This window comes from Parasphingomonas halimpatiens (assembly GCF_036663795.1).
In the GTDB taxonomy this organism is placed as follows: domain Bacteria; phylum Pseudomonadota; class Alphaproteobacteria; order Sphingomonadales; family Sphingomonadaceae; genus Sphingomonas.
Genome location: NZ_JAXOJP010000010.1, coordinates 90,990 through 117,445 on the forward strand (window position 1 = coordinate 90,990; position 26,456 = coordinate 117,445).

The 26,456-nt window shown below is 65.3% G+C and carries 25 protein-coding genes and 1 tRNA gene; 14 read left to right on the forward strand and 12 right to left on the reverse strand.

What is annotated here, in order from left to right; translation table 11 throughout:
- Window positions 1-109: 109 nt before the first annotated feature.
- Window positions 110-748 carry an FkbM family methyltransferase gene (locus U1839_RS12530; RefSeq protein WP_332803955.1) on the forward strand — a complete coding sequence of 213 codons (639 nt, stop codon included), beginning with the start codon at window positions 110-112 and terminating at the stop codon, window positions 746-748.
- Here U1839_RS12530 and U1839_RS12535 read toward each other — a convergent pair whose 3' ends face one another.
- Entirely contained in the window at window positions 749-1,294 is a 546-nt protein-coding gene (locus tag U1839_RS12535; protein ID WP_332803956.1) for a peroxiredoxin, read from the reverse strand.
- A 152-nt stretch (window positions 1,295-1,446) separates the two neighbouring features.
- On the opposite strand from U1839_RS12535, the gene U1839_RS12540 reads away from it, so the two are divergent.
- Entirely contained in the window at window positions 1,447-2,352 is a 906-nt protein-coding gene (locus U1839_RS12540; protein ID WP_332803957.1) for a hydrogen peroxide-inducible genes activator, read from the forward strand.
- 43 nt (window positions 2,353-2,395) lie between these two features.
- Here U1839_RS12540 and U1839_RS12545 read toward each other — a convergent pair whose 3' ends face one another.
- From U1839_RS12545 to pgsA, 3 genes are read right to left on the reverse strand one after another with little or no spacing between them, the layout of a single operon-like run.
- Window positions 2,396-2,833, reverse strand: coding sequence for a molybdenum cofactor biosynthesis protein MoaE (locus U1839_RS12545; RefSeq protein ID WP_332803958.1), 438 nt, complete (start codon window positions 2,831-2,833; stop codon window positions 2,396-2,398).
- Window positions 2,830-3,087 carry a molybdopterin converting factor subunit 1 gene (moaD, locus tag U1839_RS12550; protein WP_332803959.1) on the reverse strand — a complete coding sequence of 86 codons (258 nt, stop codon included), beginning with the start codon at window positions 3,085-3,087 and terminating at the stop codon, window positions 2,830-2,832. The genes U1839_RS12545 and moaD overlap by 4 nt, the downstream gene beginning before the upstream one ends.
- A 5-nt stretch (window positions 3,088-3,092) precedes the next feature.
- Window positions 3,093-3,644, reverse strand: coding sequence for a CDP-diacylglycerol--glycerol-3-phosphate 3-phosphatidyltransferase (gene pgsA / locus U1839_RS12555; protein WP_332803960.1), 552 nt, complete (start codon window positions 3,642-3,644; stop codon window positions 3,093-3,095).
- A 110-nt stretch (window positions 3,645-3,754) separates the two neighbouring features.
- Between pgsA and U1839_RS12560 the strand changes: the two genes are divergently transcribed.
- The gene (locus U1839_RS12560) at window positions 3,755-5,044 is read left to right on the forward strand and encodes an MFS transporter (RefSeq protein ID WP_332803961.1); all 1,290 of its coding nucleotides are present in this window, start codon (window positions 3,755-3,757) and stop codon (window positions 5,042-5,044) included.
- Between the two features lie 15 nt (window positions 5,045-5,059).
- On the opposite strand, the gene U1839_RS12565 is transcribed toward U1839_RS12560, so the two are convergent.
- Window positions 5,060-5,224: a hypothetical protein gene (locus U1839_RS12565; protein ID WP_332803962.1), complete on the reverse strand. Its 165-nt coding sequence runs from the start codon at window positions 5,222-5,224 to the stop codon at window positions 5,060-5,062.
- A gap of 172 nt (window positions 5,225-5,396) precedes the next feature.
- Here U1839_RS12565 and U1839_RS12570 point away from each other — a divergent pair, with 172 nt between their 5' ends.
- From U1839_RS12570 to virB11, 8 genes are read left to right on the forward strand one after another with little or no spacing between them, the layout of a single operon-like run.
- Window positions 5,397-5,714 (forward strand): TrbC/VirB2 family protein, encoded by a 318-nt coding sequence (locus U1839_RS12570; protein WP_443030613.1) that lies wholly within the window; start codon window positions 5,397-5,399, stop codon window positions 5,712-5,714.
- A 4-nt stretch (window positions 5,715-5,718) separates the two neighbouring features.
- Window positions 5,719-6,003 (forward strand): VirB3 family type IV secretion system protein, encoded by a 285-nt coding sequence (locus U1839_RS12575; RefSeq protein WP_281127023.1) that lies wholly within the window; start codon window positions 5,719-5,721, stop codon window positions 6,001-6,003.
- A complete protein-coding gene (locus tag U1839_RS12580; protein WP_332803963.1) occupies window positions 5,982-8,354 on the forward strand; it encodes a VirB4 family type IV secretion/conjugal transfer ATPase in 2,373 nt (790 codons plus the stop codon). Before U1839_RS12575 ends, U1839_RS12580 begins: the two co-directional genes overlap by 22 nt.
- A complete protein-coding gene (locus U1839_RS12585; protein ID WP_332803964.1) occupies window positions 8,354-9,628 on the forward strand; it encodes a TrbL/VirB6 family protein in 1,275 nt (424 codons plus the stop codon). The genes U1839_RS12580 and U1839_RS12585 overlap by 1 nt, the downstream gene beginning before the upstream one ends.
- Entirely contained in the window at window positions 9,625-10,461 is an 837-nt protein-coding gene (locus U1839_RS12590) for a VirB8 family type IV secretion system protein (RefSeq protein ID WP_332803965.1), read from the forward strand. The genes U1839_RS12585 and U1839_RS12590 overlap by 4 nt, the downstream gene beginning before the upstream one ends.
- A gap of 23 nt (window positions 10,462-10,484) precedes the next feature.
- The gene (locus tag U1839_RS12595) at window positions 10,485-11,162 is read left to right on the forward strand and encodes a TrbG/VirB9 family P-type conjugative transfer protein (RefSeq protein ID WP_332803966.1); all 678 of its coding nucleotides are present in this window, start codon (window positions 10,485-10,487) and stop codon (window positions 11,160-11,162) included.
- Complete coding sequence (locus U1839_RS12600; RefSeq protein ID WP_332803967.1) at window positions 11,162-12,262, forward strand: TrbI/VirB10 family protein; 1,101 nt, start codon at window positions 11,162-11,164, stop codon at window positions 12,260-12,262. Before U1839_RS12595 ends, U1839_RS12600 begins: the two co-directional genes overlap by 1 nt.
- A complete protein-coding gene (gene virB11, locus U1839_RS12605) occupies window positions 12,259-13,254 on the forward strand; it encodes a P-type DNA transfer ATPase VirB11 (protein ID WP_332803968.1) in 996 nt (331 codons plus the stop codon). The genes U1839_RS12600 and virB11 overlap by 4 nt, the downstream gene beginning before the upstream one ends.
- 234 nt (window positions 13,255-13,488) lie before the next feature.
- Here virB11 and U1839_RS12610 read toward each other — a convergent pair whose 3' ends face one another.
- From U1839_RS12610 to U1839_RS12630, 5 genes are all read right to left on the reverse strand, one after another.
- The gene (locus tag U1839_RS12610; protein ID WP_332803969.1) at window positions 13,489-14,586 is read right to left on the reverse strand and encodes a right-handed parallel beta-helix repeat-containing protein; all 1,098 of its coding nucleotides are present in this window, start codon (window positions 14,584-14,586) and stop codon (window positions 13,489-13,491) included.
- A gap of 565 nt (window positions 14,587-15,151) precedes the next feature.
- On the reverse strand, window positions 15,152-16,585 hold the full coding sequence (locus U1839_RS12615; protein ID WP_332803970.1) for a GH1 family beta-glucosidase: 1,434 nt from the start codon (window positions 16,583-16,585) through the stop codon (window positions 15,152-15,154).
- Window positions 16,586-16,680: 95 nt separating this feature from the next.
- Window positions 16,681-17,712, reverse strand: coding sequence for a cupin-like domain-containing protein (locus U1839_RS12620; RefSeq protein WP_332803971.1), 1,032 nt, complete (start codon window positions 17,710-17,712; stop codon window positions 16,681-16,683).
- A gap of 2 nt (window positions 17,713-17,714) precedes the next feature.
- Complete coding sequence (locus U1839_RS12625; protein ID WP_332803972.1) at window positions 17,715-18,431, reverse strand: SapC family protein; 717 nt, start codon at window positions 18,429-18,431, stop codon at window positions 17,715-17,717.
- 175 nt (window positions 18,432-18,606) lie between these two features.
- The gene (locus U1839_RS12630; RefSeq protein ID WP_332803973.1) at window positions 18,607-21,762 is read right to left on the reverse strand and encodes a TonB-dependent receptor; all 3,156 of its coding nucleotides are present in this window, start codon (window positions 21,760-21,762) and stop codon (window positions 18,607-18,609) included.
- 262 nt (window positions 21,763-22,024) lie between these two features.
- Between U1839_RS12630 and U1839_RS12635 the strand changes: the two genes are divergently transcribed.
- The 3 genes from U1839_RS12635 to U1839_RS12645 are packed head-to-tail and all read left to right on the forward strand — an operon-like array spanning window position 22,025 to window position 25,898.
- Window positions 22,025-23,104 (forward strand): LacI family DNA-binding transcriptional regulator, encoded by a 1,080-nt coding sequence (locus U1839_RS12635; RefSeq protein ID WP_332803974.1) that lies wholly within the window; start codon window positions 22,025-22,027, stop codon window positions 23,102-23,104.
- Window positions 23,101-24,408, forward strand: a complete 1,308-nt coding sequence (locus tag U1839_RS12640; RefSeq protein ID WP_332803975.1) for an MFS transporter — start codon at window positions 23,101-23,103, stop codon at window positions 24,406-24,408. The genes U1839_RS12635 and U1839_RS12640 overlap by 4 nt, the downstream gene beginning before the upstream one ends.
- The gene (locus U1839_RS12645; protein ID WP_332803976.1) at window positions 24,405-25,898 is read left to right on the forward strand and encodes a tryptophan halogenase family protein; all 1,494 of its coding nucleotides are present in this window, start codon (window positions 24,405-24,407) and stop codon (window positions 25,896-25,898) included. Before U1839_RS12640 ends, U1839_RS12645 begins: the two co-directional genes overlap by 4 nt.
- 59 nt (window positions 25,899-25,957) lie before the next feature.
- Here U1839_RS12645 and U1839_RS12650 read toward each other — a convergent pair.
- Window positions 25,958-26,033, reverse strand: a tRNA-Ala gene (locus tag U1839_RS12650).
- An 81-nt stretch (window positions 26,034-26,114) separates the two neighbouring features.
- Entirely contained in the window at window positions 26,115-26,435 is a 321-nt protein-coding gene (locus tag U1839_RS12655) for a TIGR02300 family protein (RefSeq protein WP_281127760.1), read from the reverse strand.
- Window positions 26,436-26,456 lie beyond the last annotated feature (21 nt).

Consider the following 26,456-nt stretch of genomic DNA (forward strand, 5'->3'; position numbering starts at 1 on the left):
ATGATTGAAATGATCCGAAATGGCGCTAGTTCTGGTAGGTGGCTCGCCGAAAGACGATGAGATGATGATGCCGATTGATCTGTTGAAGCGGGCGTTGCCTGCCCGCGACATGAAACTTCCGATCCTCTTCGGCCCGTTTCGCGGTGGCAGCTTTCATTCCAATCCACGATCCTCGCTGCGCAAGGTCTTCGGCCTCTACGAATATGAGCATGCCGCCTGGCTGAGAGCGGTCCTGCCCGACACCGACCTGATCATCGATATCGGTGCCAATGACGGCTATTTCACCTTTGGCGCGGCACGCGCGATCGCGCGCTACCGCCAGCCCCGCGCCATCGCCTTCGAGCCCGACGAACGGCATATCGAGCGACTCCGACAGGCACGGGCCGAAGCAGGCTATGATGCCGATACCATCCAGCTGCGGCCCTTCTTCGTCGGGCTCGGGCTGAAGCAGCGAGTCATCGCCCTCGACTGGCTGCCCGAGGCCGACAGCGATATCCGCGCGCTGATCAAGATCGACGTCGATGGCGGTGAGATGCGGGTACTCGGCGGCGCGAAGAAATGGATCAATCAGCGACACCATTTCATGATCGAAGTGCATCGCACCGAATATTTCCAACAGATCATCGCGCTGTTTGCGGAACGCGGCATCACGCTGGAACGCGTGGATCAGAAGGCGCTGCCCCTGCTCGGGCGGGAGCAGCGCCATCCCGATCATGGCTGGCTGGTTACGCCGGCCACATCGCGCTGATCAGGCCGCAACCTTCAGCACCTCGTCACCCTTGTTCCAGTTGCAAGGGCACAGCTCGTCGGTCTGCAGCGCGTCGAGCACGCGCAGCGTCTCGGCCGGATTGCGGCCGACGTTCAGGCCGTTGACCTGCACCGCCTGGATGATGCCGTCCGGATCGACCGTGAAGGTCGCGCGATAGGCGACGGCCTCATCGGCGTCGACGATGCCGAGCGCCGAAGCCAGCTTGGCGCCATTGTCGGCGATCCACGGGAAATCGGCGGCGGCGAGATCGGGATCCGACTTCCGCCAGGCGAGGTGAACGTGCGAGGTGTCGGTCGAGGCGCCGATCAGCACCGCATCGCGATCCTCGAAATCGCCCTTCAGGCCGGCATAACCGACGATCTCGGTCGGGCAGACGAAGGTGAAATCCTTCGGCCAGTAAAACACGATCTTCCACTTGCCGGGTGCAGTGGTGAGCACGTTGATCGTCTCGCCGGCGGGGAGTGCGCTGGTGCCCTGCTGCACGGGAACGGTGATATCCGGGAACTTGTCGCCAACGGTCAACATATTGCGGCCTCCTGCCAAAAATGGGGTGGGCCAATCGACATCCTCGGTCGCAACGGGGCGGTCGGCCGCCCTCTATGCTGCACCGCATATAAGAGTGGATTTCAATCGAGCAAGCAGGTTATTTGATGCCTATTGATCGACTGAGGCGATAAATGGCAACCTACCTACCGACGCTCAAACAGCTGCAATATCTCGTCGCGCTGAAGGATCACGGACATTTCGGCCGCGCGGCCGACGCCTGCTTCGTCACCCAGTCGACGCTCTCGGCGGGCATCCGCGAACTCGAGACGCTGATCGACGTTACGCTGGTCGAGCGCACGCGGCGCGTCGTGCGCTTCACGCCGCTCGGCGACCGCATCGCCGACAAGGCGCGCCGGGTGTTGCGCGAAGCCGACGAACTCGGCGACCTCGCGCGTGCCGCCGGCCGGCCGCTGTCGGGCGAGATGCGGATGAGCGTGATCCCGACCATCGCGCCCTTCATGCTGCCCCGGATCCTGCCGCGGCTGCGCGCCGATTATCCCGACCTCAAGCTTTTCCTGCGCGAGGAACCCAGCGCGCTCGCCTGCGAGGGGCTCAATCACGGCCGCACCGACTGCGTGCTGCTTGCCCTGCCCTATGCCTGTGGCGAAGTATCGTCGCGCATCCTGTTCGAGGACCGCCTGTTCGTCGCCGGCCCCGAAAGCGAGATCGGCGGTGGCCCGGTGCCGATGCGCGCCGACGAGATCGACGAGACCCGGCTGTTGCTGCTGGAAGACGGGCACTGCCTGAAGGACCATGCGCTCGCCGCGTGCAACCGGCCGGAGATGCGCGCCGAAGCGACGATGCTCGGCACCTCGCTCCACACCATGGTGCAGATGGTCGACAACGGTCTTGGCGTGACGATGCTGCCCGAAATGGCGATCCGTGCGGGGATTCTCGACCACACAAGGCTCATCGCGCGCGTCCTCGACGCCGACAATCCATCGCGCAAGATCGCGCTGGTGTGGCGCCGCGCCAGCCCGCGCGAGCGCGATTTCGAGCTGCTCGCCCGCGTGCTCGCCGCCGCCCAGCACCCCTGACATAATACGCCGCCCCTGCCCTCGTGGGGCGGGACGCATTATGTCATTCCCAGCGTGCCGCCGCCGCGCGGTCGGTGTCGCGTTGCTCGACCCAGCGCGTGCCGTCGGCGCGGGTCTCGCGCTTCCAGAAGGGCGCATCGGTCTTGAGCCGGTCGATCAGATAGGCACAGGCCTCGAGCGCCGGCGCCCGGTGCGCCGCCGCCGCGCCGACGAACACCACGACGTCACCCGGCACCATCACGCCGACCCGGTGGACAACGCGAACACCGATCAGCTGCCACCGCGCCACCGCCTCCTCGGCGAGTCGCCGTAAGGCCGCCTCGGTGACGCCGGGATAGTGCTCTAGCGCCAGCGTCTCGACACCATCGTCGCCGCGCACCAGTCCCGCAAAGCTCGCGACGCCGCCCGCGCCGGCGAGATGGGTGGCGCGCAATTCGGCACCGGCATCGATCGCGTCGGACGAAACGGCGACGTGGATCATCCGCCGGTGACCGGCGGGAACAGGGCGATTTCGCGCGCGCCGCCGATCGGCGAGTCGAGCGGGACGAACGTCTGGTCGACCGCCGCGCGCAGCCTGCTCCTGTCGACAAAGGCCCGGGCGTGCCCCTCGCTGCGCCCGGCGAGCCAGCCGATCAGTTCTTCGACGCTGCTCGTCGTCGCGGGGGGATCAACCCGCTCGCTGCCAACGCCGATCGCCTCGCGCACCCAGGCGAAATAGAGCATCTCGATCGCCACGCCGGTCAATCCATATGCTTGAGGCCGACGCGGAGATAATCCCAGCCGGTGATCACCGTCAGCACCGCCGCACCCCACAAGGCCGCCAGCGCGATCGTCGCCAGCAAGGGCCATTGCGGCAGCGCCCCGGCAAGGATCAGCCCGCCGAGCGAGACGAGCTGCAGCGTGGTCTTCCATTTCGCCAGTCGCGATACCGGCACCGACACCTGCAGCTGGGCCAGAAATTCGCGCAGCCCCGACACCGCGATCTCGCGCAAGAGGATGATGATCCCGGCGATCAGGCTCAGCCCGGCGATGTCGTGCGTCGCGACGAGCATCAGGATGACCGCCGCCACCATGATCTTGTCGGCGATCGGATCGAGGAAGATGCCGAGTCGCGACACCGCGCCCTGCGCGCGGGCGACATAGCCGTCGAAATAGTCGGTGATGCCCATCAAGCAGTAGAGCGCGAAGCCGATGGCATAGCCGGTCGGCCAGGCGGGCCACCACAGCGCCCAGACGAGGAGCGGCACCGCGATGATTCGCGAAAGCGTGAGAATGTTGGGCAACGTCAGCATCCCTATGCTGTATCCCTACGTATCACACCGGGACAAGCGACTTGCTGCTGTGGCTACCGCTCGGCTATGCGCTGCGCCTTCACATCGCCGCAACGAGGCCGGACCAAAACATGCACAGCGCGCTCGGGTTGATGAAGGAGCGCCGATTCCTGCCGCTGTTCGTCACCCAATTCCTCGGGGCCTTCAACGACAACCTGTTCAAGCAGATGATGGTGTATTTCGTCACCTATCACGTGCTGCACGATCCCAAGGCCGAGTTCGGCTTTACCGCCATCGCCACGGCGCTCAGCCTGATCCCCTTCTTCCTGCTCTCTGCACTGGCCGGTCAGCTTGCCGATACCAATGACAAGAGTCGCATCATCCGCATCGTCAAGACGGTTGAAATCCTCATCATGATCGGTGGCTGTGCCGGGCTCATCCTGGCGCGAAACGGTCTCACCACCATCGGCATCGGCATGATGCTCGGCGCGGTGCTGGCGCTTGGCATTCACTCGACCTTTTTCGGCCCGATCAAATACGCCATCCTGCCGCAGCATCTCGACGCGGACGACGTGCTCGGCGGCACCGGCCTGATCGAGGCATCGACCTACCTCGCCATCCTGCTCGGCACCATCGCCGCAGGCTGGCTGTCGGTCGATGCGGCCGCCATCGTCGCCGTCGCATTGGCCGTGGTCGGCAGGCTAACCGCGATGAAAGTGCCCCCTGCCCCGCGCGCCGGGGCGCGGCTGGAGATCAACTACAACCCGTTCACCTCGTCGTGGCGACTGGTCAACGCGACGATGCACATCCCGCGCCTGTTCCTCGCGATCTGCGCGATCAGCTTTTTCTGGATGATCGGTGCGATCGTCATCGCGACCTTCCCGCCGCTGGTAAAAAACATCCTCTTTGCCGACCAGCGCGTCGCGAGCACGCTCAACGCCCTGTTCTCGATCGGCATCGCGGTCGGCTCGGTGGCGATCAACCGCATGCTGCGCGGCCGCGTTTCAGCGCGCTTCGCTCCGGCATCGGTCATCGCGATGGGACTGTTGTTCGTCCTTTTCTCGACCCTGATGCGGGCCTGGCCGGCACCGGAAACCGGGCACCTCTACAACTGGATCGAGTTCGCCGCCTTGCCGCGTACCATGCCGCTGGTCGCTACGTTGATGGCGATCGCGGTGACGGGCGGCATGTTCGTGGTGCCGCTCTACGCCTTCCTCACCACGACGGTGACCAGCGACCAGACCGCGCGCACCGTCGCGGCGAACAATGTCGTCAATTCGGGCGCGATGGTGGTCGGCCTTTCCTTCGTGATTGGTCTGGCAGCGATCGGCGTCTCACCGCTTGGCACGCTGCTCGTCGTGGCGGCGATGTGCCTGGGCGCGGCCTGGATCGCGCAGAAGCTGCACCAGGCGTGCGACTGAGCGTCGGCGAAGCGCCTAAAAGATGAAAGTGTAGAAGCAGACGAAGAACGCGGTGAAGCTCAACGCGAACAGCTTGATATCCTCATCGTCGGCGCGCTTGCGCCGTGCGGCGCTGGCCGCGAGGATGCTGCTGCGAAACGGATGACGGGAAGCCCCCGCATAGGCGATCTGCTGTTCCATGCCGGAATGTTAACGTGTTGTTTACCAGTGCCGCCAGCGCAGAGTTCGGTTAACATCTGTCCGATCGCGGGACGCCGCCGAAAGCCATCGACGAGGCTTGGCATTTGGGCGTTGAGCGCGCACTGTCCCCCGTCACGAATCGCGGGGATTCGACTGGGGTGGTGCGTTGAAGATTATTCGAAAGTCTTGGGCCTGGGCGGCGTCTGCCCTGGCGGCGGTACAGGCGAACGCCGCGTCGGCGCAGGGTGCGCTGGCTGATCCTGCCGGTTCGGGTGCGTTGGTATCGGCGGTGCGCTGGCTGCAGGGCACACTGCTCGGCACGGTCGCCACGGTGGTCGCGATCATCGCGGTGGCGTCGGTTGGTTTCCTGATGCTCACCGGCCGGATCAACTGGCGTTACGGCGCAACGGTGATCATCGGCTGCTTCATCCTGTTCGGCGCGGCGAGCATCGTCGCCGGAATCCAGTCCACCGCTGCCGTCGGCAATTGAGCCGATGAACGGGCTTGATCGCGATCCCCTGTTCGTCGCGTTGACACGCCCGCAGATGTTCGCGGGGGTGACCTACAGTTATTTCGTCATCAACGCGGTGATCGCGACCGAGCTGTTCCTGATCTTCCATTCGATCTGGGTGCTGCTCGCCGCCGTCGTGATCCACATCGTCGGCGTCGTGCTGTGCGTGCGTGAACCACGTATCTTCGACCTTTGGCTGACCCGCGTCGGCAAGTGCCCACGGGTGCGCAACCATGCGATCTGGCGATGCAACTCCTACCGCCCCTGACCAATGACCCGCGGGCGGTGGCCCGCGAGAAGGCGGCAGGTCACCACCTTCCCTATGCGCGCCACGTCGACGATCACACGATCGAGACGCGCGACGGCTTGCTGATGCAGGTCATCCATCTGCGCGGGCTGCTCTTCGAGACTGCCGACACCGATGAGATCAATTATCGCAAGGCACTGCGCGACGCGATGCTGCAGGCGATCGGCTCGTCGCGTTTCGCGCTCTATCATCATGTCATTCGCCGCCAGGCCGACGCCGAACTGACCGCGCAATTTCCCGACGATTTCTCGCAGCGCCTCGACAGCGCGTGGCGCGGGCGGCTCGCGAACAAGCGGCTTTACGTCAACGACCTCTTCCTGACGCTGATCCGGCGCCCGATGCAGGGCCGCGTCGGCGTTGCCGATCGGGTGCGCAGCCTGTTCGGCCGCGCGACGAGCGAACCCGAAGCGGCATCGGCCAATGAGCTGCGCCAGCTCGATGGCGCACGCGATGCCCTGCTCGCCCAGCTCGGCAGCTATTCGCCGCGCCTGCTCGGCGTCTACCAGACGCCGCAGGGCCATTGCTCCGAGCCGCTCGAATTTCTCTCCTCGCTCTACAATGGCGAGACCCGGCCGGTGTTGCTGCCGCATCAGGATATCGGCTCCTATCTCCCCTATCGCCGGATCAGCTTCGGCCAGGAGACCGTCGAGCTTTCGCCCGCCGGGCACACGCCGCGCAGCTTTTGCGGCATGGTATCGATCAAGGATTATCCCGCGCAGACCGCGCCGGGCATGCTCGACGAGCTGCTGCGGCTGCCGTTCGAGCTCACCGTCTCGCAGTCGTTCGGCTTCGTCGATCGCCAGGCCGCGCTTGGCAAGATGAACCTCGCGCTGCGGCGCATGAAGTCGGCCGAGGACGAGGCGGTAAGCCTGCGCGGCGAGCTGTCCAGCGCCAAGGACGAGGTCGCCGCCGGCCGCGCCGGCTTCGGTGAGCACCATATGACGGTCGCGGTACGCGGCGACACGCCGGCGGCGGTCGATGCCGGGGTGGCCGAGGTTCAGGCGACGTTGTCGGATCTCGGCATTATCGGGGTACGCGAGGAGATCGCGCTCGAACCTGCCTTCTGGGCGCAGTTCCCGGGTAACTTCAAATACATCGCGCGGCGCGGGCTGATCTCGACGGGCAATTTCGCCGGCTTTGCCAGCGGCCACAATTTCCCGCTCGGCCGGCCGGCCGGCAATCACTGGGGCGAGGCGGTGACCTTGCTCGAGACGACCGCCGCCGGCCCCTATTATTTCAACTTCCACCAGGGCGACCTGGGCAATTTCACCGTCATCGGACCGTCTGGCTCGGGCAAGACCGTGGTGCTCAATTTCCTGCTTGCCCAGGCGCGCAAGTTCCGCCCGCGCATCATCTTCTTCGACAAGGATCGCGGCGCCGAGCTGTTCATCCGCGCGATCGGCGGGCGCTATGACCTGTTGCGGCCAGGCGAGCCGTCGGGGCTCAATCCGTTGCTGCTCGAGGACAATCCCGGCAACCGCCAGTTCCTGATCGACTGGGTCGCGCAAATCGCCGGCGGTGCCGATATCGACGAGATGTCGCGGATCAAGGATGCGGTCGATGCGAATTTCGCGCAGCCGGTCGAGCATCGTCGCCTGCGTCATCTCGCCGAACTGTTCCGTGGCGGCGCGCGGCCGACCGCCGCCGACCTGTGGTCGCGGCTGCGGCCATGGTGGGGCGATGGCGAGCGCGCCTGGTTGTTCGACAACGAAGCGGACCTGACCGATCTCACCGCCGAGGCGGTCGGCTTCGACATGACCGCGATCCTCGACGACCCCGCGGTGCGGACGCCGGCGATGATGTATCTGTTCCACCGCGTCGAGGAACGGCTCGACGGGTCGGCGGCGATCATCGTTGTCGACGAGGGCTGGAAGGCGCTCGACGACGAGGTGTTCGTGCGCCGGATCAAGGATTGGGAAAAGACGATCCGCAAACGCAACGGGATCGTCGGTTTTGCGACTCAGAGCGCGCAGGACGCGCTCGAGAGCAAGATCGCCAGCGCGATCATCGAGCAGGCCGCGACGCAGATCTTCATGACCAACCCAAAGGCGCGGGCGGTCGACTATATCGAGGGCTTCGGGCTGACCCCGCACGAGTACGAGATCGTGCGCACCCTGCCCGACGACGCGCATTGCTTCCTGATCAAGCACGGCGCCGACAGCGTCGTCGCACGGCTCAACCTCACCGGCGAGCGCGAGATCCTGACGATCCTGTCGGGTCGCGAGCGCACCGTGCGCCTGCTCGACGAGATCCGCGCCGAACGCGGCGACGATCCGGCCGACTGGATTCCGCGCCTGTTGGAACGTGCCTGATGCAAGGCGCCTGCCCCTCGCTTGCCCCCGACAGCGCGTTCGTTTCGGGCGTGCTCGGTTATGTCGACTGCGAGGCGCAGGCGCTCGGGCTCGGCGGCTGGCAGGGCATGACCGGCGCGGGATCGGCCAATGCGCTGATCCTGACGGGGATGTTGACGATCTTCATCGCGCTGATCGGTTACCGCATGCTGCTCGGCGAGACGCCGACGCTGCGCGAGGGCGTGGTGGCGATCGTCAAGATCGGCATCGCGCTGGCACTCGCCACCAGCTGGGGCGCCTTCCGCACACTCGTCTATGACGTCGCGATGCACGGTCCGGCCGAACTCGCGGCGCAGGTCGGCGGGCCGAGCGGTCTGCCCGGCGCCGGGGGCGGGCTGATAGCGCGGCTGCAGAATGTCGACAGCGAGTTGATCGAACTCAACACGCTCGGCACCGGCAAGCCGCTCGACGCCGATGTCGTCGCCGGGCCAACACAGGCGCTGTCGCCGCAGCAGCAGCAACAGCAAATCCAGCAGCTGCAGCAGCGCGCGCAGCGACCGAAATGGGACCCGGCGAACGACGCCAAGCTGCTGTCGCAGGCGCGGACCTACTATTTGACCGGCATCATCGCGGCGTTCGCGTCGGTGCGTATCGTCACCGGCCTGCTGCTCGCGCTCGGACCGCTGTTCGTGCTGTTCCTGCTGTTCGACGGCACGCGAGGCCTGTTCGAGGGGTGGGTCCGTGGGCTGATCGGTGCCGCGCTCGGTGCGCTCTCGACCGCGATCGTGCTCGGCGTCGAGCTCGCGCTGCTCGAGCCGTGGCTCGCGGTGATTCTCGCCGAACGGCGGGTCGACAATCCGACGCCGGAGGTGCCGGTCGAATTGCTCGTCGTGACGCTCGCCTTCGGGCTGACTCTGATCGCGACGCTGGTTGCCGCCGGCTGGGTGGCACGCGGTTTCCGCATGCCGGCTGCATGGCGCGTGCTGCCGGCGCGGATCGCCGAAGTGGTGACGCCGCAGGTGCCACGCCTCGCCGCCCCGGCCGCCGCGCAAAATGTCGCTGGCGCGGACCAGCGCTCGCGCGCGATTGCCGTGTCGGACGCGGTAGCAGCATCACAGCGCCGCGAAGCCGGCAGCCCGGCGGCGAGCCTCGCCCAGACCGGGCGGCAGGTTTCGGCGCAGGCATTGTCGCGTGACGTGATTGTTGCCGCACCGATCCCGCTCGGCCAGAGCTTTCGGCGGCGGACACGCGGAAGAATATCGTCGGGCGCGGCCCGGCGGGATGGGGGACGATGAAGAAGGAAGCACGAGAGTCGCTCGACGCTTATTACCGCGAAGCGGATAGCTGGGCGACCGATCAGCAGGATGCGCTGCGCGCGTCGCGGCGCATTGCGTGGATCATTGCCGCGGCGGCGGTGGTCGTTGCCGTGTTCGAAGCGGTGGCGTTGATCTTCCTCGCGCCGCTCAAGACCGTCGTGCCCTATACCTTGATGGTCGATCGCAACACGGGATACGTCCAGGCGCTCAAGCCGATCGACGCCAACACGATCGCCCCCGATGCCGCGCTGACCCAGTCGTTCCTCGTGCAATATGTCATTGCGCGCGAAAGCTTCGACATCAACGAACTCCAGACGAGCTATCGCAAGGTCACGGTGTGGTCGACCGACCAGGCGCGCACCGATTATGTGACCAGCATGCAATATGCCAATCCCGGCAGTCCGCTGGCGCGCTACCCGCGCACCACGACGATCTCGACGCGAATTCGCAGCGTCTCGCCCCTCGGCGGCAAGGGCGCGCTGGTGCGCTTCGAAACGCAGCGTCGCGATGCCGGTGGCCAGGCGCTGCCGCCGCGTTATTGGGTAGCAGTGATCCGCTACCAGTTCTCGACCGGGCCGCTGTCGATGGAAGACCGCTTCCTCAACCCGCTTGGTTTCCAGGTCGTCGGGTATCGCCGCGATGCGGAAAGCGCGCCGGCCGCCAGCGATGCCGAGCCGCCGCTGGCAATCACGACGACCGCGCCCGGCGTCGTCATCCCCGGTGCCGTGTCGACGCCAGCGCCGGTCGCAACGCCGATCCCGCGTCCGACGCCGGCTCGTCCCGTGCGTTCCACACCGGAGGTCCAGCTTTGAAGCCTGGTTCACTCCTTTTCCTGTTGACCGGATTGCTGCTGGTGACGCCGGCGGCCGCGCAAGTGCGTCCCGAGCCCGGCCCGGGCGACCCGCGTATCCAGAGCGTGCTGTACGATCCGAATCAGGTCGTGCAGCTCCAGGCTGCCGCCGGCTATCAGGTGACGGTCGAATTCGCCCCGGACGAGCGGATCGAGAATGTCGCGGTCGGCGATTCCGGCGCGTGGCAGATTACGCCGAACAAGCGCGGCGACCGCCTGTTCGTGAAGGCGGTGGGCCAGGGCGTGACCTCGAACCTCACCGTCGTAACCGACGCGCGGACCTATATTTTCGAGCTTTCGCCGCTGTTCGGCCCGTTGCCCAACATGGCCTATGTCCTGCGCTTCCGCTACGCGACCCCGGCGGCGGTGACCGTCGTGGCCAACGACGCGGCAACGCCGACACCGGGCCGCTACAAGCTCAACGGCGACAAGGCGTTGCGACCCAGCGCGATCGACGATGACGGCGTCCATACCTATCTTGCCTGGGGAGCGGACCAGACGCTGCCGGCGATCTTCGCGATCGATTCCGAAGGTCGCGAGTCACTGGTCAACGGCATGGTGCGCGACGGTCGGTTCGTAATCGATGCCGTTGCCAATCATCTCGTTTTCCGGATCGACCGGCGGACGGCGGGCGCGACACGCGTGCCGCAGAAGCGCCGATAATGGCCCTCGCTCCTTCCAACGACCGCGACCCGCGGATCGCCGGCGGCCCCGGCGGCGAGGCGAGCATTCGCCCGCTCGTCGCGACCGACGCCCGCCCCTTGCCGTGGTGGGTCTTCGCAGCGGGCGTGATCGTCGCCGCGCTGCTGTTGTTCGTTGTGCTCGACGCACGTCGTCGCGATGCCTATGCCCCGCCGGTCAAGCCGCGCCTCGACGACGCGCAGGCCACGCCCGTGGCGGCAGCCCCCCTGCTCATCCCGCCCGCGCCGACGCCGACACCAACGCCAATAGCGGTGGAAACGAGCGCACCGCCCCCCGCTCCTATCCCGATCGCACCGCCCCCGCCGCGGATCATCTATGTGCCGCAGCCCGCGCCCCCGATGCAGGGGCCGCCGCCGGCCCCGCCGCGCACCGCCGGCGAGCCGGCATTGATTCTCGATACGACGATCGGCGACGCGGCAAGCCCCGCCCCCGGTGGCGCCGACGGCCAGCCGGCCGCGGGCGGCGCGGGCACGGCAGTGGCCGCGCGTGCCACCGTGATGCGCCACCGCGCGACAACGGTCGCGCAGGGCACGCTCATTCCCGCCGTGCTCGAATCCGCGCTCGATTCGACCCGGCCCGGCCCGGCCCGCGCGCTGGTCCAGCGCGACGTGCGCGGGTTCGATGGCTCGACCATCCTGATCCAGCGCGGCAGTCGCCTGATCGGCGAGTACCGCGCCGATCTTCAGCCCGGGCAGAATCGCGCGCTGGTGATGTGGACGCGGCTGGTTCGCCCGGACGGGGTGACGATCGCGCTGGGCTCGCCCGCGGCCGACCCGCTCGGCCGCGTCGGGATCCGCGGCAAGGTCAACACGCACTTCTTCGAACGCTTCGGCGCGGCGATCCTGCAGTCGAGCCTCGATGTCGGCGTCAACCTCGCGACACGTTACGCCGGTGGTTCGACGGTGGTGGTCGCGGCGCTGCCCGGTGCGCTGCAATCGAGCACCAGTTCACTCAGCAGCGGCGCCCAGATTCAGCCGACGCTGCGCGTTCGCCAGGGAACCGCGATTTCGGTGTTCGTGGCGCGCGACCTCGATTTCACCAGCGTGGAAAGCCGGCGATGAAAACGGCACCGGCCGGCATCCGGCCGGTCTACCTCCACAGTTACCTCGCGCCGCTCGCCTCGGTGCTCGAGCGCGGCGACGTGACTGACGTCTATATCAACCGGCCGGGCGAATATTGGGTCGAGACGACCAGCGGCGCGATCGAACGCCATGACGCGCCGGGCCTCGACGATACCACGCTTGCACGGCTTGCGCGGCAGATCGCCTCGCTGTCGCATCAGGGCATCAGTCGCGAGCACCCCTTGCTGTCCGCCACCCTGCCCGATGGCGCACGCGTCCAGATCGCGGCCCCGCCCGCGACCCGCGGCCCGCTGGCGATCGCCATCCGCAAACATGTCTCGTCCGACCTCGCGCTCAGCGATTATGTCGCGAAAGGCGCGTTCGCCGATACGCATCGCGGCAAGGTCGGTGAGCGATCCGCCGTCGACGAACAACTGGCCGCCATGCTCGACGCGGGCGACATTGCCGGCATGCTCGCCAGCGCCGTGCGCGCGCGCAAGAACATTCTCGTGTCGGGCGGAACGTCGACCGGCAAGACGACCTTTCTCAATGCGTTGCTTCGCGAGGTTCCTTCCGACGAGCGCCTGATCCTGATCGAGGATACGCCCGAGTTGCTGCTGCGCCATGAAAATGCCGTCGGGCTGCTGGCGGCGCGCAGTGCGCTCGGCGAGGCGCAGATCAGCGCGGATGATCTGCTCGCGGCATCGCTGCGCATGCGCCCCGATCGCATCATCGTCGGCGAATTGCGCGGACCCGAGGCCTATACCTTCCTGCGCGCGGTCAACACCGGCCATCCCGGCTCGATGACCACCGTCCATGCCGACAGCGCCGAGCGCGCAATCGAGCAGATCACGCTGCTCGTGCTGCAGACCGGGACGCGGCTCGGGCGCGAGGACGTGCATCATTATGTGCGCACGACGGTCGACGTGTTCGTCCAGCTGGCGCGCAGCGCAGGTCGACGCCATGTCGCGGAAGTCGTCCTCACCCGCTAGCGTTCAGGATCGCTGCTTCTCCGCCGAACATATTCCGCCGGATGTACGCCAGCTGACGTCCCGCGCATCGGCTGCGCCATGCCCCGCGGACATCGAAGTTGATCCGCACGCTCGTCTACCGAAGCTCTCGCAACCCCACAAAGCCTCAACGTGAGCGGCGAAGGCGCCGAACAAAAAAGGCCCCGGTCGCTTGCGACCGGGGCCTTTTTTCAACAATCGGAAAACCGCTCGCTATTACTTCTTTGCGATGACCGTCGTGAAGGCGCCATCGGTGACGTTGTTCGCCAGGCGGTTGTCGCCAAAGCTGATCCCCGTCGACGAATTCAGCAGGGCCACGCCGGTGGTGTTGTCGGTGATCGTGTTGTTGCCGAAGTACGGCGCATAAGCGGTGTTCACCGCGACACCGAAGGCGAGGCGCGTGAAGGTAGAATTGGTGACCGAGATCGAGGTCACGCCCGTGCCGAGCGGAGCCTTGATGTTCAGGCCGACATTGCCGCCCGAAACGATGCTGTCATCGACAAGCGCGTAGATGCCGCCACCGGATTTGCCGGTCAGGTCGATGCGGAGGCCGACGGTGCTGTTGTTCTGCACGGTCGCATGCTTCAGCGTGAAGTTGACCTGGGCGTTGGAGGCCGGGCTCACCAGGATGCCGTTGACGCCATCCGTGACCGAGACGTTCTCGACCGCGACGTTGGAGATCGAATTGGTCGGAGCGACGCTGATCGCGTAGCTCGCCGAGGTGAAACCACGGAACTTCGAGTTCGCAATGCGAAGCGAACCGCCGGATACGAACGACACGCCGCTGGCCGGGCCAGCCGAGCCCTGGAAGTCGAGACCGCTGATCGTCACCGCATCAGTCGCGCCGGCAGCGACCGTCAGGCCGGTAACGCCCGTGGTAACCAGAACGCCGGCTTCATAGCCGTCGCACACGATGCTGACTGCCTTGGTGATCGTGGCCGTGCCGAAGCCGCCCGAGTCGATGCAGTTTACTTCGCCACCGGCATTGGTGTTGGCAAGCGCCGCAGCAAAGGTCTGGCAAGGCGCCGAAATGCTGCACGGATTGGCGTCGTTACCCGACCCGGAAACCCAGGTGCGAGTCGATTGCGCGGCAGCGGGCGCGCTGAGCAGCACGCCAGTCGATACGAGAGCAGCAAAACCTACCGAAATTGTTTTAAAAGACGAGATCATGATCTGTCCCCCTGTAATGACCGCCGGCACCCCCGGCACGCTACCGGCACGCCCGGTGTCGGTAAACGCTAGCTTAACTCTGTGTCGGGAACCAACCAAAATCGTCGATTCCGACGCAAGAATTTGCGCGGGAATGTGTCGCAAAGGGGCAATGTTGATCGAAATCAGATTTTTACCGGTGCGGGGCCCGGGAAAGGAAGCGGCGCCGCGCGAAAAAGTCGTCCTAATAAATTGATTCCTTACAAAATTATTTCAAGGCAAATACTCTGAAATAGGGTGAGTGATGCCATCAAAAAAACCCCGCTGCGCAACAGCTTTGGGTCGTTACTCCAGTGTTGTGAAATAGGACTGGAGAACAAGAGTGCCAATCAGATCGCCCGGATTGACAAAAAGAAACTAGAGGGGGGGCACGCGAAACCCGAACAATCTCGGTCAAGCGCCACGCATCATCCCGCGATTGCACGCGACGAAACGTTCATCGCGACATTTTCATGCCTGCCTACTTGGGAAACGGGGCGTGCGGCGATCACGGCGCAACCCACGGGTCATGCCCGGCTGAAGTCGTCTGCGAATCATCTGCGGCTGAGGCCGAACCCCAGCCGCCGCGACGGGAATCATGGACCGCTTCGGCAGAACGATCCACGGCGACGGCGCCTCTACCCCCAAAAGCAGACGGCTACGGCCGGGTTCGCGCGGCGCAGCAGCACATCTACACCAAGGTATTGCGCCTGATCAGCTCGCGATACCACGCCGCGCTCAGCTTGGGCGTGCGCGTTTGGGTCGCGAAGTCAACATGATAGAGACCGAAACGCTTGGTATAACCATCGGCCCATTCGAAATTGTCCATCAGGCTCCACAGGAAATAGCCCTTGAGCGGGAACCCTTCCTGGGTCGCGCGGTGAAATTCGGTGAGGTAATTGCGCAGGTACATGATGCGATCGGGATCATCGACGCGGCCGTTGACGACGGGGTCGTCCGCCGAGCAGCCATTCTCGGAGATATAGAGCGCCTTCGGCTTCCACAATTCGCTGACCGTGCGCACCGCCCAATAAGCCACCTCGGGCCCGACATAGAGCCAGGGTGAGGCCATGCGCGGGGATGAGGGCAGATGCGGCAAAACGGCGTAGCCGGCGGCCGAGGCGTCGGCGCGGACATAGTTCGGCGCGTAGACGTTGAGCGCGACGAAATCGAGCCGGCTGCCGATCGCCGCCATGTCGCCGCTCGCGACCTTGGGTGCGTTACCCGCTTCGCGCGCGAGATAGCCGTCGGTGTAGCGCCCTTCCATGACCGCGGTCAGGAACATCGCATTCTCCTCGCGCACGGCATGCTTTGCCGCGGCGATATGGTCGGGCGTCTCGATCACCGGCACATAGAAATTTGTGTTGTCGGCGATGCCGACCTGCGTGGCAGGTCGCGCATGCGCGCGGATCGCCTGGACACCCAGACCATGCGCCAGCACGCCGTGGTGGCGGATCTGGTTGACGGCGGCGGCCGGCAGTTGCAGGCCGGGGGCATGCCTCCCTTCCTGATGGCCGATGTCAGTGAAGCAGCGCAGCTCGTTGACCGTGATGAAATGATGGACGCGGTCGGACAATTTGCCCGCCATGAAACCCGCATAATCCGCGAAGGCCAGCGCGGTGTCACGCGATTGCCACCCGCCGGGGAGCGCTTGCGGCAAGTCCCAGTGGAACAGGGTTACATAAGGTGTGATGTCGGCAGCGAGCAGCGCGTCGATCACGCGGTTATAGTAATCGACGCCCTTCTGGTTCGGCGTGCCGCGACCATCGGGAAAGATCCGCGACCAGGCGATCGACATGCGATAGGCCCGCACGCCGAGCTGCTTGAGCAGCGCAATGTCCTCGCGGTAACGATGATAGCTGTCGCACGCGACGTCGCCATTATCGCCGTTGGCGACGCGACCCGGCGTATGGGCGAAGGCGTCCCAGTTGGTCTGGCCACGCCCGTCCTCGGCGACGGCGCCCTCGATCTGGTAGGACGCGGTGGCGCAACCCCAGACGAAATCGGCCGGGAAGCCGAGATCGCTCCCCCGTTTCGGCGCCATGGCGGCCCCAACGGCACCCTGGCTACCCGCCAGCGCGCCACCTGCCGCCAGCCCGGTCCTGATGAAATCCCGTCGATCCATTTGGCGTCTCCTTCTCGTCATCGCTGTGCCGATATCATGTCAACGTTGTCAAAAATCGCGCCGCAGTGGCGCAGGGTGGGCCTGCCGCGTTCATGCTATCGATTGAGCTTTTGCAGCACTTGCGCCCGCAACCGACGCGCGCCCGTTTCATCGAGCGGTGCGAGCGGTCCGCGCGCATGCGCCGGCAGATGCGCGCCGGCCTGTTGCGCCGGGCCGAAGACGTAATAGTCGAACAGCACGCGCCAGGCCTGTTTCTCCGCACGCGGGCGATCGCGCAGCGAGAGCAGACCGTGCAACAGGGTCGTCATCGGCGTGTCGGCAAAGGGCTGCGCCTCGTTCCACCAGTAATTGACCAACACGTTGAAGCGATCGAGCGCCTCGACCTGATGCCACCATAAAGCCGGATAGATGAGAACATCGCCGGGCTCCATCTCGGCGATCTCGCCAGCCGCCGCTGCCACAGGAAAATCGGGATGAAGCGCGAGATCGGGCGCGGCGAAGTTCACCATGCTCACCACCTGCCCACCCGGCGTCGGTTCGAGCGGCCCCGGATACAGGTTCGGGGTCTGATCGGGCGGGAACAAGGTGAAACGCCGCCGCCCGACCGCGCAGACCGCGATATTGTTCGACATGTCCCAATGCGCCGACGCGATCGTCCGGTTGCCGATCCAGATGCTCGCCAGCGGTGGAAAGTTGCCGAGCGTCTCGCTCACCACCGGCAGCGGATTTTCCTCGGCGAAACCGGGCAGATAGAGCGCGAGATCGGTCGAGCCGATATAGCGGGCGGGTGCATCGGGATCGTCGAGATGATCGCGGATCAGCGTCAGATAGTCGCTCAGCCCGGTGCGCTCGCGCGCGAAGTTCATGGCCGTGAGGTCGGCATCGTAGAAGAATCTGCCCCCCGCCGCGCTATCGGCGGTGTAACCGGTGATCGGGCGCCCGGTATCGAAGCGCGCGAGATAGGCGATCGCCGCCTCGGCGGACTCGCGCCCCTTTGCGACCAGCGGCCAGTCCGCTGCCAGCCCCTTTACTATCAGCGGCGCGGGCGCGTGGAGCAGCGCCTCGAGGTCGGCGGACGCGATATCTTTCGCCTCGATGACACGCGTATGGCGGGGGATCGCGACCACAGTCAGCCGAGCGCGCGTTTGCGGTTCTTGAGCGCGATCAGCCGCTCGATATTGCCCAGCGACGCCACGACGTGGAAAGCGAGCGCGAGAAAGCCGGCGCGATGCAATCGTTCGAGGGCTGCCCCGTCGAGCGCGGCGAGTGACGCTGCGCCAATCGTGTGAAAATCGACGAGATCGTAGCGCAGCGTATCGTCGAGCTGGATTTCGAGCCGCACCGGCTCGATCAATCCGGCAGCGGCGAAGGCGGCGAACATCGGCGCCTGCGCGGCGTGCCCGACATGGATCAGGCGCAGCAGCTCGCTCATGCGATCGAGCATCTCGCTGGTGCCGCCATGCGGACGAAACAGCGGCACGCCACGGTCGCGCGTGACGCGCGGATCGTCGAGGTCGATATGGATCATCGGCTCGTGCGCGCCATCGTCGCGTTCGTGCAGCCCGATCGAAAACGGCCCCCGCGCCAGCAGCGCAGGAATGTGGCGCGTCGTCCAGCGCGTCTCGTCGAGAAACAGATTCTCGGACGGGTCGAGCCCCAGCAAGGCGAGGGCCTGAAAATCTCCCTGCGCATCGCGGCGAAAGACGATCGGATAGTCGCGCTGTGCCGCCTCGAATTCGGTCGGCAGCACGGCAATCTGGTTGACCGCATCGCCCCAGGCCGCGCCGCGTTCCGCGATGACGCGGAGATCGTGATGTTCGACCGGATTGAGCAGCACGATGTTCATCGATCGACGGATCCCGACTGGAAGGGGCCTTTGCGCTTGCGCAGGTCGTGTCAGCATGATGCCCTCATCTTGCGAGAGCAAGCTTCGCGGGGTCCGGAAAAAATCGGGGGCCACGGCATGCCGCGGCCCCCTTCCCCCCTTTTGCCTGTGCGAAGCGCGTCACCTGACGGGTTTGTCAGAAGCGATAGCGCGCGCCAAACAGGAAGCGGCGCTGGCCTTCCTGGACGAGCCAGATCTGGTTCGGCGACCGGCCATAGGTCCTGACGCCTTCCTTGTTGAGGTTGATCCCCTCGAAGGACAGCGCGAGGTGCGGCGTCACGTCGTAGGAGATGTTGAGATCGACCTGGCTGTACGGGGCGGTGAATTCCGGGCTGTGGAACCCGTCGCGATTGGCCCGCGAGAGGAACTTGGCGCGGTAATTGTAGCTCAGCCGCGCCGAGATGCCGTTCTTGTCGTAGATCAGCGTCGCGTTCGCCGTATCGCTCAGGCCGACCAGGGCGAACTGGTTGACGTTCGGATCCGCCGCCACGTCGATCCCGACATTGCCGCGCACCAGCGTGTAGGCGGCCGAAACGCCGAAACCGGAATTGCCGAAGAAATATTGCCCGGCGATTTCGAAGCCGTAGATCTCGGCGTCCTTGTTGTTGACCGGCGTGTTGACGTTGAAGTTGAACAGCGGATCATTGGCATTGGCGATGATGTCGACCGCCGCCAGCGTCGAGTCGACGAACGCCTGGTTGAGCGCCCGCGTCGCCGGATTGTAGTTGGCGGAAAAAGTCGAGGTCGCCGCCGCGAGGCTGCCGGTCTGCTGCAACAGCGCGGTCATGGTGAACAGGTTGACGTCGGTGATATCGGCGCCGAGCCCCTGCAACGCCGCCTTGGCCGAGCCCGAACGGCTCCCCGCCGCACCCGAACTGGGATCGCGCAGGCCGAACAGATTACGCTGCACCACCGAGTTGCCGATGAAATTGTGCACGCGCTTGTCGAACACGCCAAGCGAGATGTAACTATCTGGCTTGAAATAATATTCCAGCGACAGATCGAGATTGTCCGAGATCAGCGGCTGGAGATTGGCATTGCCCGAGGAGCCGCCGGCCTGTCCGCCCACCGCCGTCGCATCGTTGGGCGTGCCGACCGAGATCGACGCGAACAGATTGCCGAAATCGGGCCGCGAAATCGTCCGGCCGAACGAGAAGCGACCAATCAGGTTACGCTTGAGCTCGATCTGGAAATCCATCCCGGGCAAGAAGTTGGTGTAGCGCCCGTTGTCGGTCACCGCCTGATAGGTCGAGGACACGTCGGTGGTGAAGTCGTTGTCCGACTGCCAGCGAATGTCGATCGGGATCGCCTGTAGCGAGTTGGCGTGGACCGTCGTCTTTTCGAAGCGGACACCGGCGACGAGGCTGGCCTTGTGATCGCCGATCTCGCCCTTCCAGGTGACCTGGCCATAAGCGGCGAAAATGTCTTCCTTCACGCGATCGTCGGCGAAGCCGTTGATCGCGCTGGGGCTGCCCTTGGCGGCATAGAAGGACGATAGGGCATTGTAGAGCGCGGTCGGATCCTGCGCGCGGAATGCCTTCAACCCATCGCCCGTCGCCATGGTGTTGTTGTCATGAAAGGCACAGACCAGGCAGAAGGGCTGGACTATTCCCGGCGCGATTGCATTTACGTCGCGCGGCTGAGCGTTGCCCCAGTCACCCAGCGTCTGATAATAGCTCGTCTGGGTCGCGTGCGTGTCGGTCGTGCGATAGTCGGCACCGAAGTCGAAGCGGCTGCCGCCGCCGAGATCCCAGCCGGCATCGAGGCGGATTTCCTTAATACGCTGGCTGAGGGTCGTCGCCACCTGACGGCCGACCTGGCTGCCGAGATCGCCGACGTCGAGCACGCCATTGCCATTGCCCTTGACCACGGGATGTGACGCGCTGGTCGTTGCCGGATCGACGAAGGTCACCGTCTGGACCGGGAAGCCATTGCTGTAATCGACCGAGTGGGCCGCCAGCGTCGGCGAACTGATCGCCACCAGCGTCGAGCTCATGCCATTGGGGTTGTTCGGCGTGCTGTTCGACTTGCCGATATGGCCGTCGAGCGTGAGGCGGAAGCGGTCGGTCACGTCCCATTTGGCGTTCAGGCCGAAATCATAGAGCTCGCTCTTCTGCGCGCGATATTGCTGCTCGAAACCGGCATCCTTGGTTTCGCCGGTAATCACCTCATGAAGGTAGGTCGTCGTCGCCACCGAATGACCGGAATCGAAGGTCACGACGTCGAACGGACGGTTGAACCAGTTCGCTTCGTCGGAGCGACGCTCTGCCAGCTTGTTGCGGGCATAGAGCACGTCCGCGGTGATATCGAGCGTCTCGGTAGGCTTGAATTGCATCACCGCCTGGCCGTTGAGGCGTTCGCGGGTGCCCTCGCCGAAATGGTAGCGGAAATCGTTCGGCCGCGCGACGAGGGTGTTGGCGTTGGTCGGCGCGTTGTTGACCTTGGTCGCGGCATTGACGTTGCCGTTCGCCGGATCGAGGAACTGCGCCAGCGTGGTGATGTTCCAACCGTTCGACGTCGCGCTGACATTGCTGAAATTGCGCTTCTGATAGCTGCCGAACAGCGAGATGCCGAAGGTCTGGTCGGGGTTGCTCCAGCTGGCCAGGCCCGAGACCTCAGGCGTGACATGCGAGCCGCAGCTGACGCAGTCATTGGTGCTCATGTCGTAGACGGCCTTGGCACCGATCGTGCCGTTGAAGCCCGATTCACGCGCGTCGAGCGGGCGACGCGTCACCACGTTGATCGTCGCACCGATACCACCTGAGGGAACCTGCGCCCGGCTCGTCTTGTAGACCTCGAGCGTCCGCACGCCTTCCGACGCGAGGTTCGAGAAGTCGAACGAACGGCTGTTGTTGCGGTTGAAGTCCGCGCTCTCGTCGCCGCCGACGGTGGTCTGCTCGGTCGCGGCAAGCTGCCGGCCGTTGAGCGTGACGAGGTTATATTGCGGCCCGAACCCGCGCACCGTCACGTCGGCGCCTTCGCCGTTGCGACGGTTGATCGACACGCCGGTGATGCGCTGCAGCGACTCGGCGAGATTGGTATCGGGGAACTTGCCGATATCCTCAGCGGAAATGGCATCGACGATGCCGGTCGAATCGCGCTTGATCGCGATCGATCGCTCGAGCGATGCGCGAATGCCGGTAACGACGACTTCATCGGCGACCGGTTCCGCCTGCTGGCCAGCCGGGGCCGCAGCCTGGGCGAGCGCGGCGCCAGGTGCCGCGAGACAAACGGCGATTGCGATGGTCGATGTGGTACGCACGAGCGCGCGGTGCGGGACAAAACCCTTCATGACATTCCCCTCCATGACCGCAATCCCTGAAATTGCGGGTAGACTGCCGCCCGTTTTGGGCAGCTCGTCGTCGGATGATAGCGATACCAAAATGTCTTACGTTGTCAATTGTCATTTTCTCGGTATCGCCAGAATTGGCACGAACAATTGCAAACACGCGGTTGTTGGCCGCATGGGGCGTGAACTTGACAAAATGCACTGACATCGCTGTCGTACGAACCTGCCCGCCCCAGGCGCTTTGCGCCGGGTGGTAAAAGGAGTTTTGACGCTGCCACGCGACATCAAGCGCACGACGATCGTCGATGTGGGCCGCCGTGCTGGCGTTTCCACCAAAACCGTGTCGCGCGTGTTCAACGACGAGCCGCATGTCAGCGAGGATGTGAAGAAGCGCGTCCGCGCCGCAGCGGACGCACTGAACTATCATCCCAACGTCTTCGCACAGTCTCTGGTGCGACGGCGCTCGCATCTTATCGGGCTGGTCTACGAAAAGCCCAGCGCAAGCTACGTCGTCGACCTGCAGATGGGCGTGCTCGATCGGCTGGAGGGCGAGCGTTACCGCCTGATCGTCATTCCGGTCCAGTCGGTGCATGACAATGCGCACAACATCGTCGGCCTGTTGCGGTCGGCGGCGCTCGACGGGGTCGTGCTGGCACCACCGGCTTCGGATCACCCGGTTATCCTGAAGCAGCTCGCCGATGCCGGCATCCGCTTTTCGCGAATCGCGCCGTCCCGCCAGCTCGAGCTCGGCTGCTCGACGCTGCTCGACGATGTCGCCGGTGCGCAGGCCGTCGCCGCACATGTGCTGGCGCTGGGGCACCGCGACATCGGGATCGTCAAGGGCGATCCCGGGCACGCCGCCACCGATGCGCGGCTGATCGGCTACGGTCAGGCGTTCCGCGATGCCGGCTGCGAGATGCGACTCGACCGGATCGAAACGGGCCTGTTCACCTTTGACGGTGGGCTCGAGGCCGGTCGACGGTTGCTCGACCGCGCGGATCGGCCGACCGCCATTCTGGCGCAGAATGACGAGATGGCGGTCGGCGTGATGCTCGCGGCGCGCGAACTCGGTCTGTCGATCCCCGGCGACCTGTCGATTGCCGGGTTCGATGATGCCGAGGCATCGCGCATCGTCTGGCCACGCCTGACCACGGTGCGCCAGCCTGTCTTCGACATGGCGGTTGCGGCGACGGGCATGTTGATCGATCAGCTCGAAGGCCGCCTTGCCGTGCAACGGAGCGAGCACAAGAACCAGTTGCTGATCCGCGATTCGACCGCGCCGCTGTCGCCGACCGGCCCGGAAGCAGGGCCGGCTTCCGAACATGCGAGCGTGGCAAACGCATGATCGGCAGACGCGAGCGCTGGAGCTATGCGGCCGGCGACGTGGGTTTCAACTTCGTCTGGCAATCGGTCGAACTCTATCTGCTCTTCTATTATATTCGCGGCCTCGGGATCTCGCCCCAGGTCGCCTCCGCGATCTTCCTCGTCGGCGCCGCGGTCGACTGGATGATCGACCCGCTCGTCGGCACGCTGGTCGACCGCGCCGCACCGCGCATACCGTTGCGCCTGTGGGTGCTCGCCGGCGGGCCGCTTTCGGTGCTGCTCCTGGCTTTCGCTTTCGTGCCATTGCCGGTTGCGTCGGCCCTGGTGCCGGCATTCGCTCTTGCGACCTATCTCGCGCTACGCGCCGCCTATGGGGTGGGCAACATCCCTTATGGCGCCCTCACCGCGCGTATTTCCAGCGCGCCGCAGGATCACCTCGCACTGACCAGCGCGCGCATGCAGGGCGCGGCGATCGGCGGGCTGGTTGCCGCGCTGATCTACGCACTGCTACCGACGACCGGGTCCGCCGTGGACTTCAGATTGGGCGCGCTGTTGCTGGCGGCGCTCGCCCTGCCCGCCTTCCTCGCGACCTTTTGGGGCGTGAGCGAGCGGGTCACGGCGCCGCGACAACCGGCCAGCGCAACGCTGGGTGGGCCGTGGCAGACGGCGCGTGCCACGCTGGGCCTGTTGCGACGCTCGGCCGCCTTGCGCCGATTGCTCGCGACGATTTTGGCAGCGGGGCTGGCCATCACGGTGATCAACAAGTCGCTTTTGTTCCTGTTCGAGGAAATCGGCGCCCTGCGGCTCGGCTATTATGTTGCCCTTGCGCCGGCGGCTTCGCTGCTCCTCACCACACCCGTCTGGGCCGCGCTGGGTGCCAGACTGGGCCGCTCGCAGACGCTGCTGCTGGCTTCCCTGCTCAACGTTGTGGCGACAGCGGCGGCGCTTTTGACCAGCGGAGCGCCCGCGCTGATCGTGACGACCTGCATCGCGATCGTCGCGGGCTGCGGCATGTCGGTCATGTTCTGGTCGCTCGTGCCTGCGGCGGTGGCCGATTGCGAGCGCCAGATCGCCAGCACGGGCTGCGCCGGCCGGATTTACGCGCTCGCCAACATTGCGCGCAAACTGGCGCAGGCGCTGGCACCGACGGTGATCGCGCTGACACTGGTCGGCACGGCGCGGTCGACACTGGAGGGCATGATGGCGTGTGCCATAGCCGCCCTGGCGGTTATATTAATCTATCGTCCGCGCGAAGCGATCGATGATGGCGTGGTGCCGCCGCTGAACGTCGCCTTTGCCTATGATGCCGTGGGGAAATCAAAATGAGCGCCGGCCCGGTCAAGAATGTCGTCATCGCTGGTGGAGGAACGGCCGGATGGGTGTGCGCGGCCGCGCTCATCAAGCAATTCGGCGCGCTGATCTCGGTCACGCTCGTCGAGTCCGACGAGATCGGCACGGTCGGCGTCGGCGAATCGACGATCCCTACCGCACGCACCTTTCATGATCTGCTCGGCATCTATGAGAAGCCGTTCATGCAAGCGGCCCAGGCGACCTTCAAGCTGGGCATCTCGTTCGAGAATTGGGGCCGTGATGGCGACAGCTATTTCCATCCGTTCGGTACCGTCGGACGCGGCAACTGGATGGGCGACTTTCATCACTTCTGGCTCGAGGTACGGCACGCGGGCGCGACCGAGCCGTTTGGCGCCTATTCGCTGGAGCAACAGGCGGCGATGCAGCGGCGCTTCGCCACCGGCGGCCAGCCCGCACTCAGCTACGCCTATCATCTCGATGCGACGCGCTATGCCAAATTTCTCCGCTCGCTCGCCGAGCCGGCCGGCGTTCGCCGCATCGAAGGCAAGATCCGCACGGTGGTGCTCGACCCGGAGAGCGGCGACATCGTCGCGCTCGAACTGGAATCGGGCACACGGATCGACGGCGACCTGTTCATCGACTGCACCGGCTTTCGCGCGCTGCTGATCGGCCAGACGCTGGGCGTCGCGTATGACGATTGGGGCCAGTGGATCGCGACCGACCGCGCGCTGGCGGTGCAGACTGAAAGCGTCGGCCCGCCCGTCCCCTACACCCGTGCGATCGCACATGGCGAAGGCTGGCGCTGGCGCATTCCCCTCCAGACCCGCACCGGCAACGGGCTCGTCTATGCCAGCGACTTCCTGTCTGACGACGAGGCCTGCGCCCGCCTGTTACGCGATATCGAGGGCACGCCGTTGTTCGAGCCCCGCCCGATCCGCTATGCGACGGGGATGCGCGCGGCGCCATGGACGCGCAACTGCATCGCGCTGGGCCTTGCGGGCGGGTTCATCGAACCGCTCGAATCGACCAGCATCCACCTGATCCAGGTCGCGGTGACGCGCCTGATCCAGGCTTTTCCGTTCGCCGGGATGAGCGAAGCGGTGACCGCGCGCTTCAACGCCCAGGCGGTGCGCGAATGGGAGCATGTGCGCGATTTCATCATCCTGCACTACAAGCTGACCGAACGCGACGACACGCCGTTCTGGCGGCGCTGCCGCGACATGCCGATCCCCGATTCGCTCGCCGAACGCCTCGCGCTGTTCCGCGATGCAGCGCAGGCCTATCAGGGCGGCGAGGACCTGTTTCGCGTCGACTCCTGGGTGTCGGTGATGCTCGGGCAGCGGCTCGAACCGCGCAGCTGGCACCAGCTCGCACGCCTCGTGCCGCCGGACGACCTGAACAGTGCGCTGGGCGATCTCAGGCGCCTCATCGACGAGCGTGTCGCGTCGGTGTCGACCCATGAGGCGTTCCTGCAGGAATTCTGTCCCGCGCTCGAGTCAGCCTGACAGGCGACGTTGGCCGGCTCCCCGGGAAGGGAGAAATATCACGATATCATGCGGGTGATTGGTGGAGCCGAGGGGGATCGAACCCCTGACCTCTGCAATGCCATTGCAGCGCTCTCCCAGCTGAGCTACGGCCCCATCCGTCCGGGAAGGCGCCCCTAGCGAGGCGGCGCCGGCTTGGCAAGCGATGCTGAGCACCGCTTGCCAAATATCTTCACATCAATGCTCGTCTTCGTCGTTGCTGGTCTCGACGCCGAGATCGTCATCGCCGCCCAGATCGACCTCGTCATCGGGTGACGGCTCTTCATTCTCGCCGATGTCCAGATCGACGTCGTCGCCGGCGAGATCCTCGTCGTCCTTCTTGACCTCATCGGGTTTCGGCGCGTCGAACGGCAGTGGCTGCTTCGACTTGAGAATCGGTTCGGGCGCCCAAGCCTGACCGCACTCGATGCAGGTCACCGGATCGTCCTTGCCCAGATCGTAAAAGCGCGTCGCGCATTTCGGACACGTACGCTTCGTGCCCCATTCCGGCTTAATCATGCCGTTTCGTGCCTTTCGAGA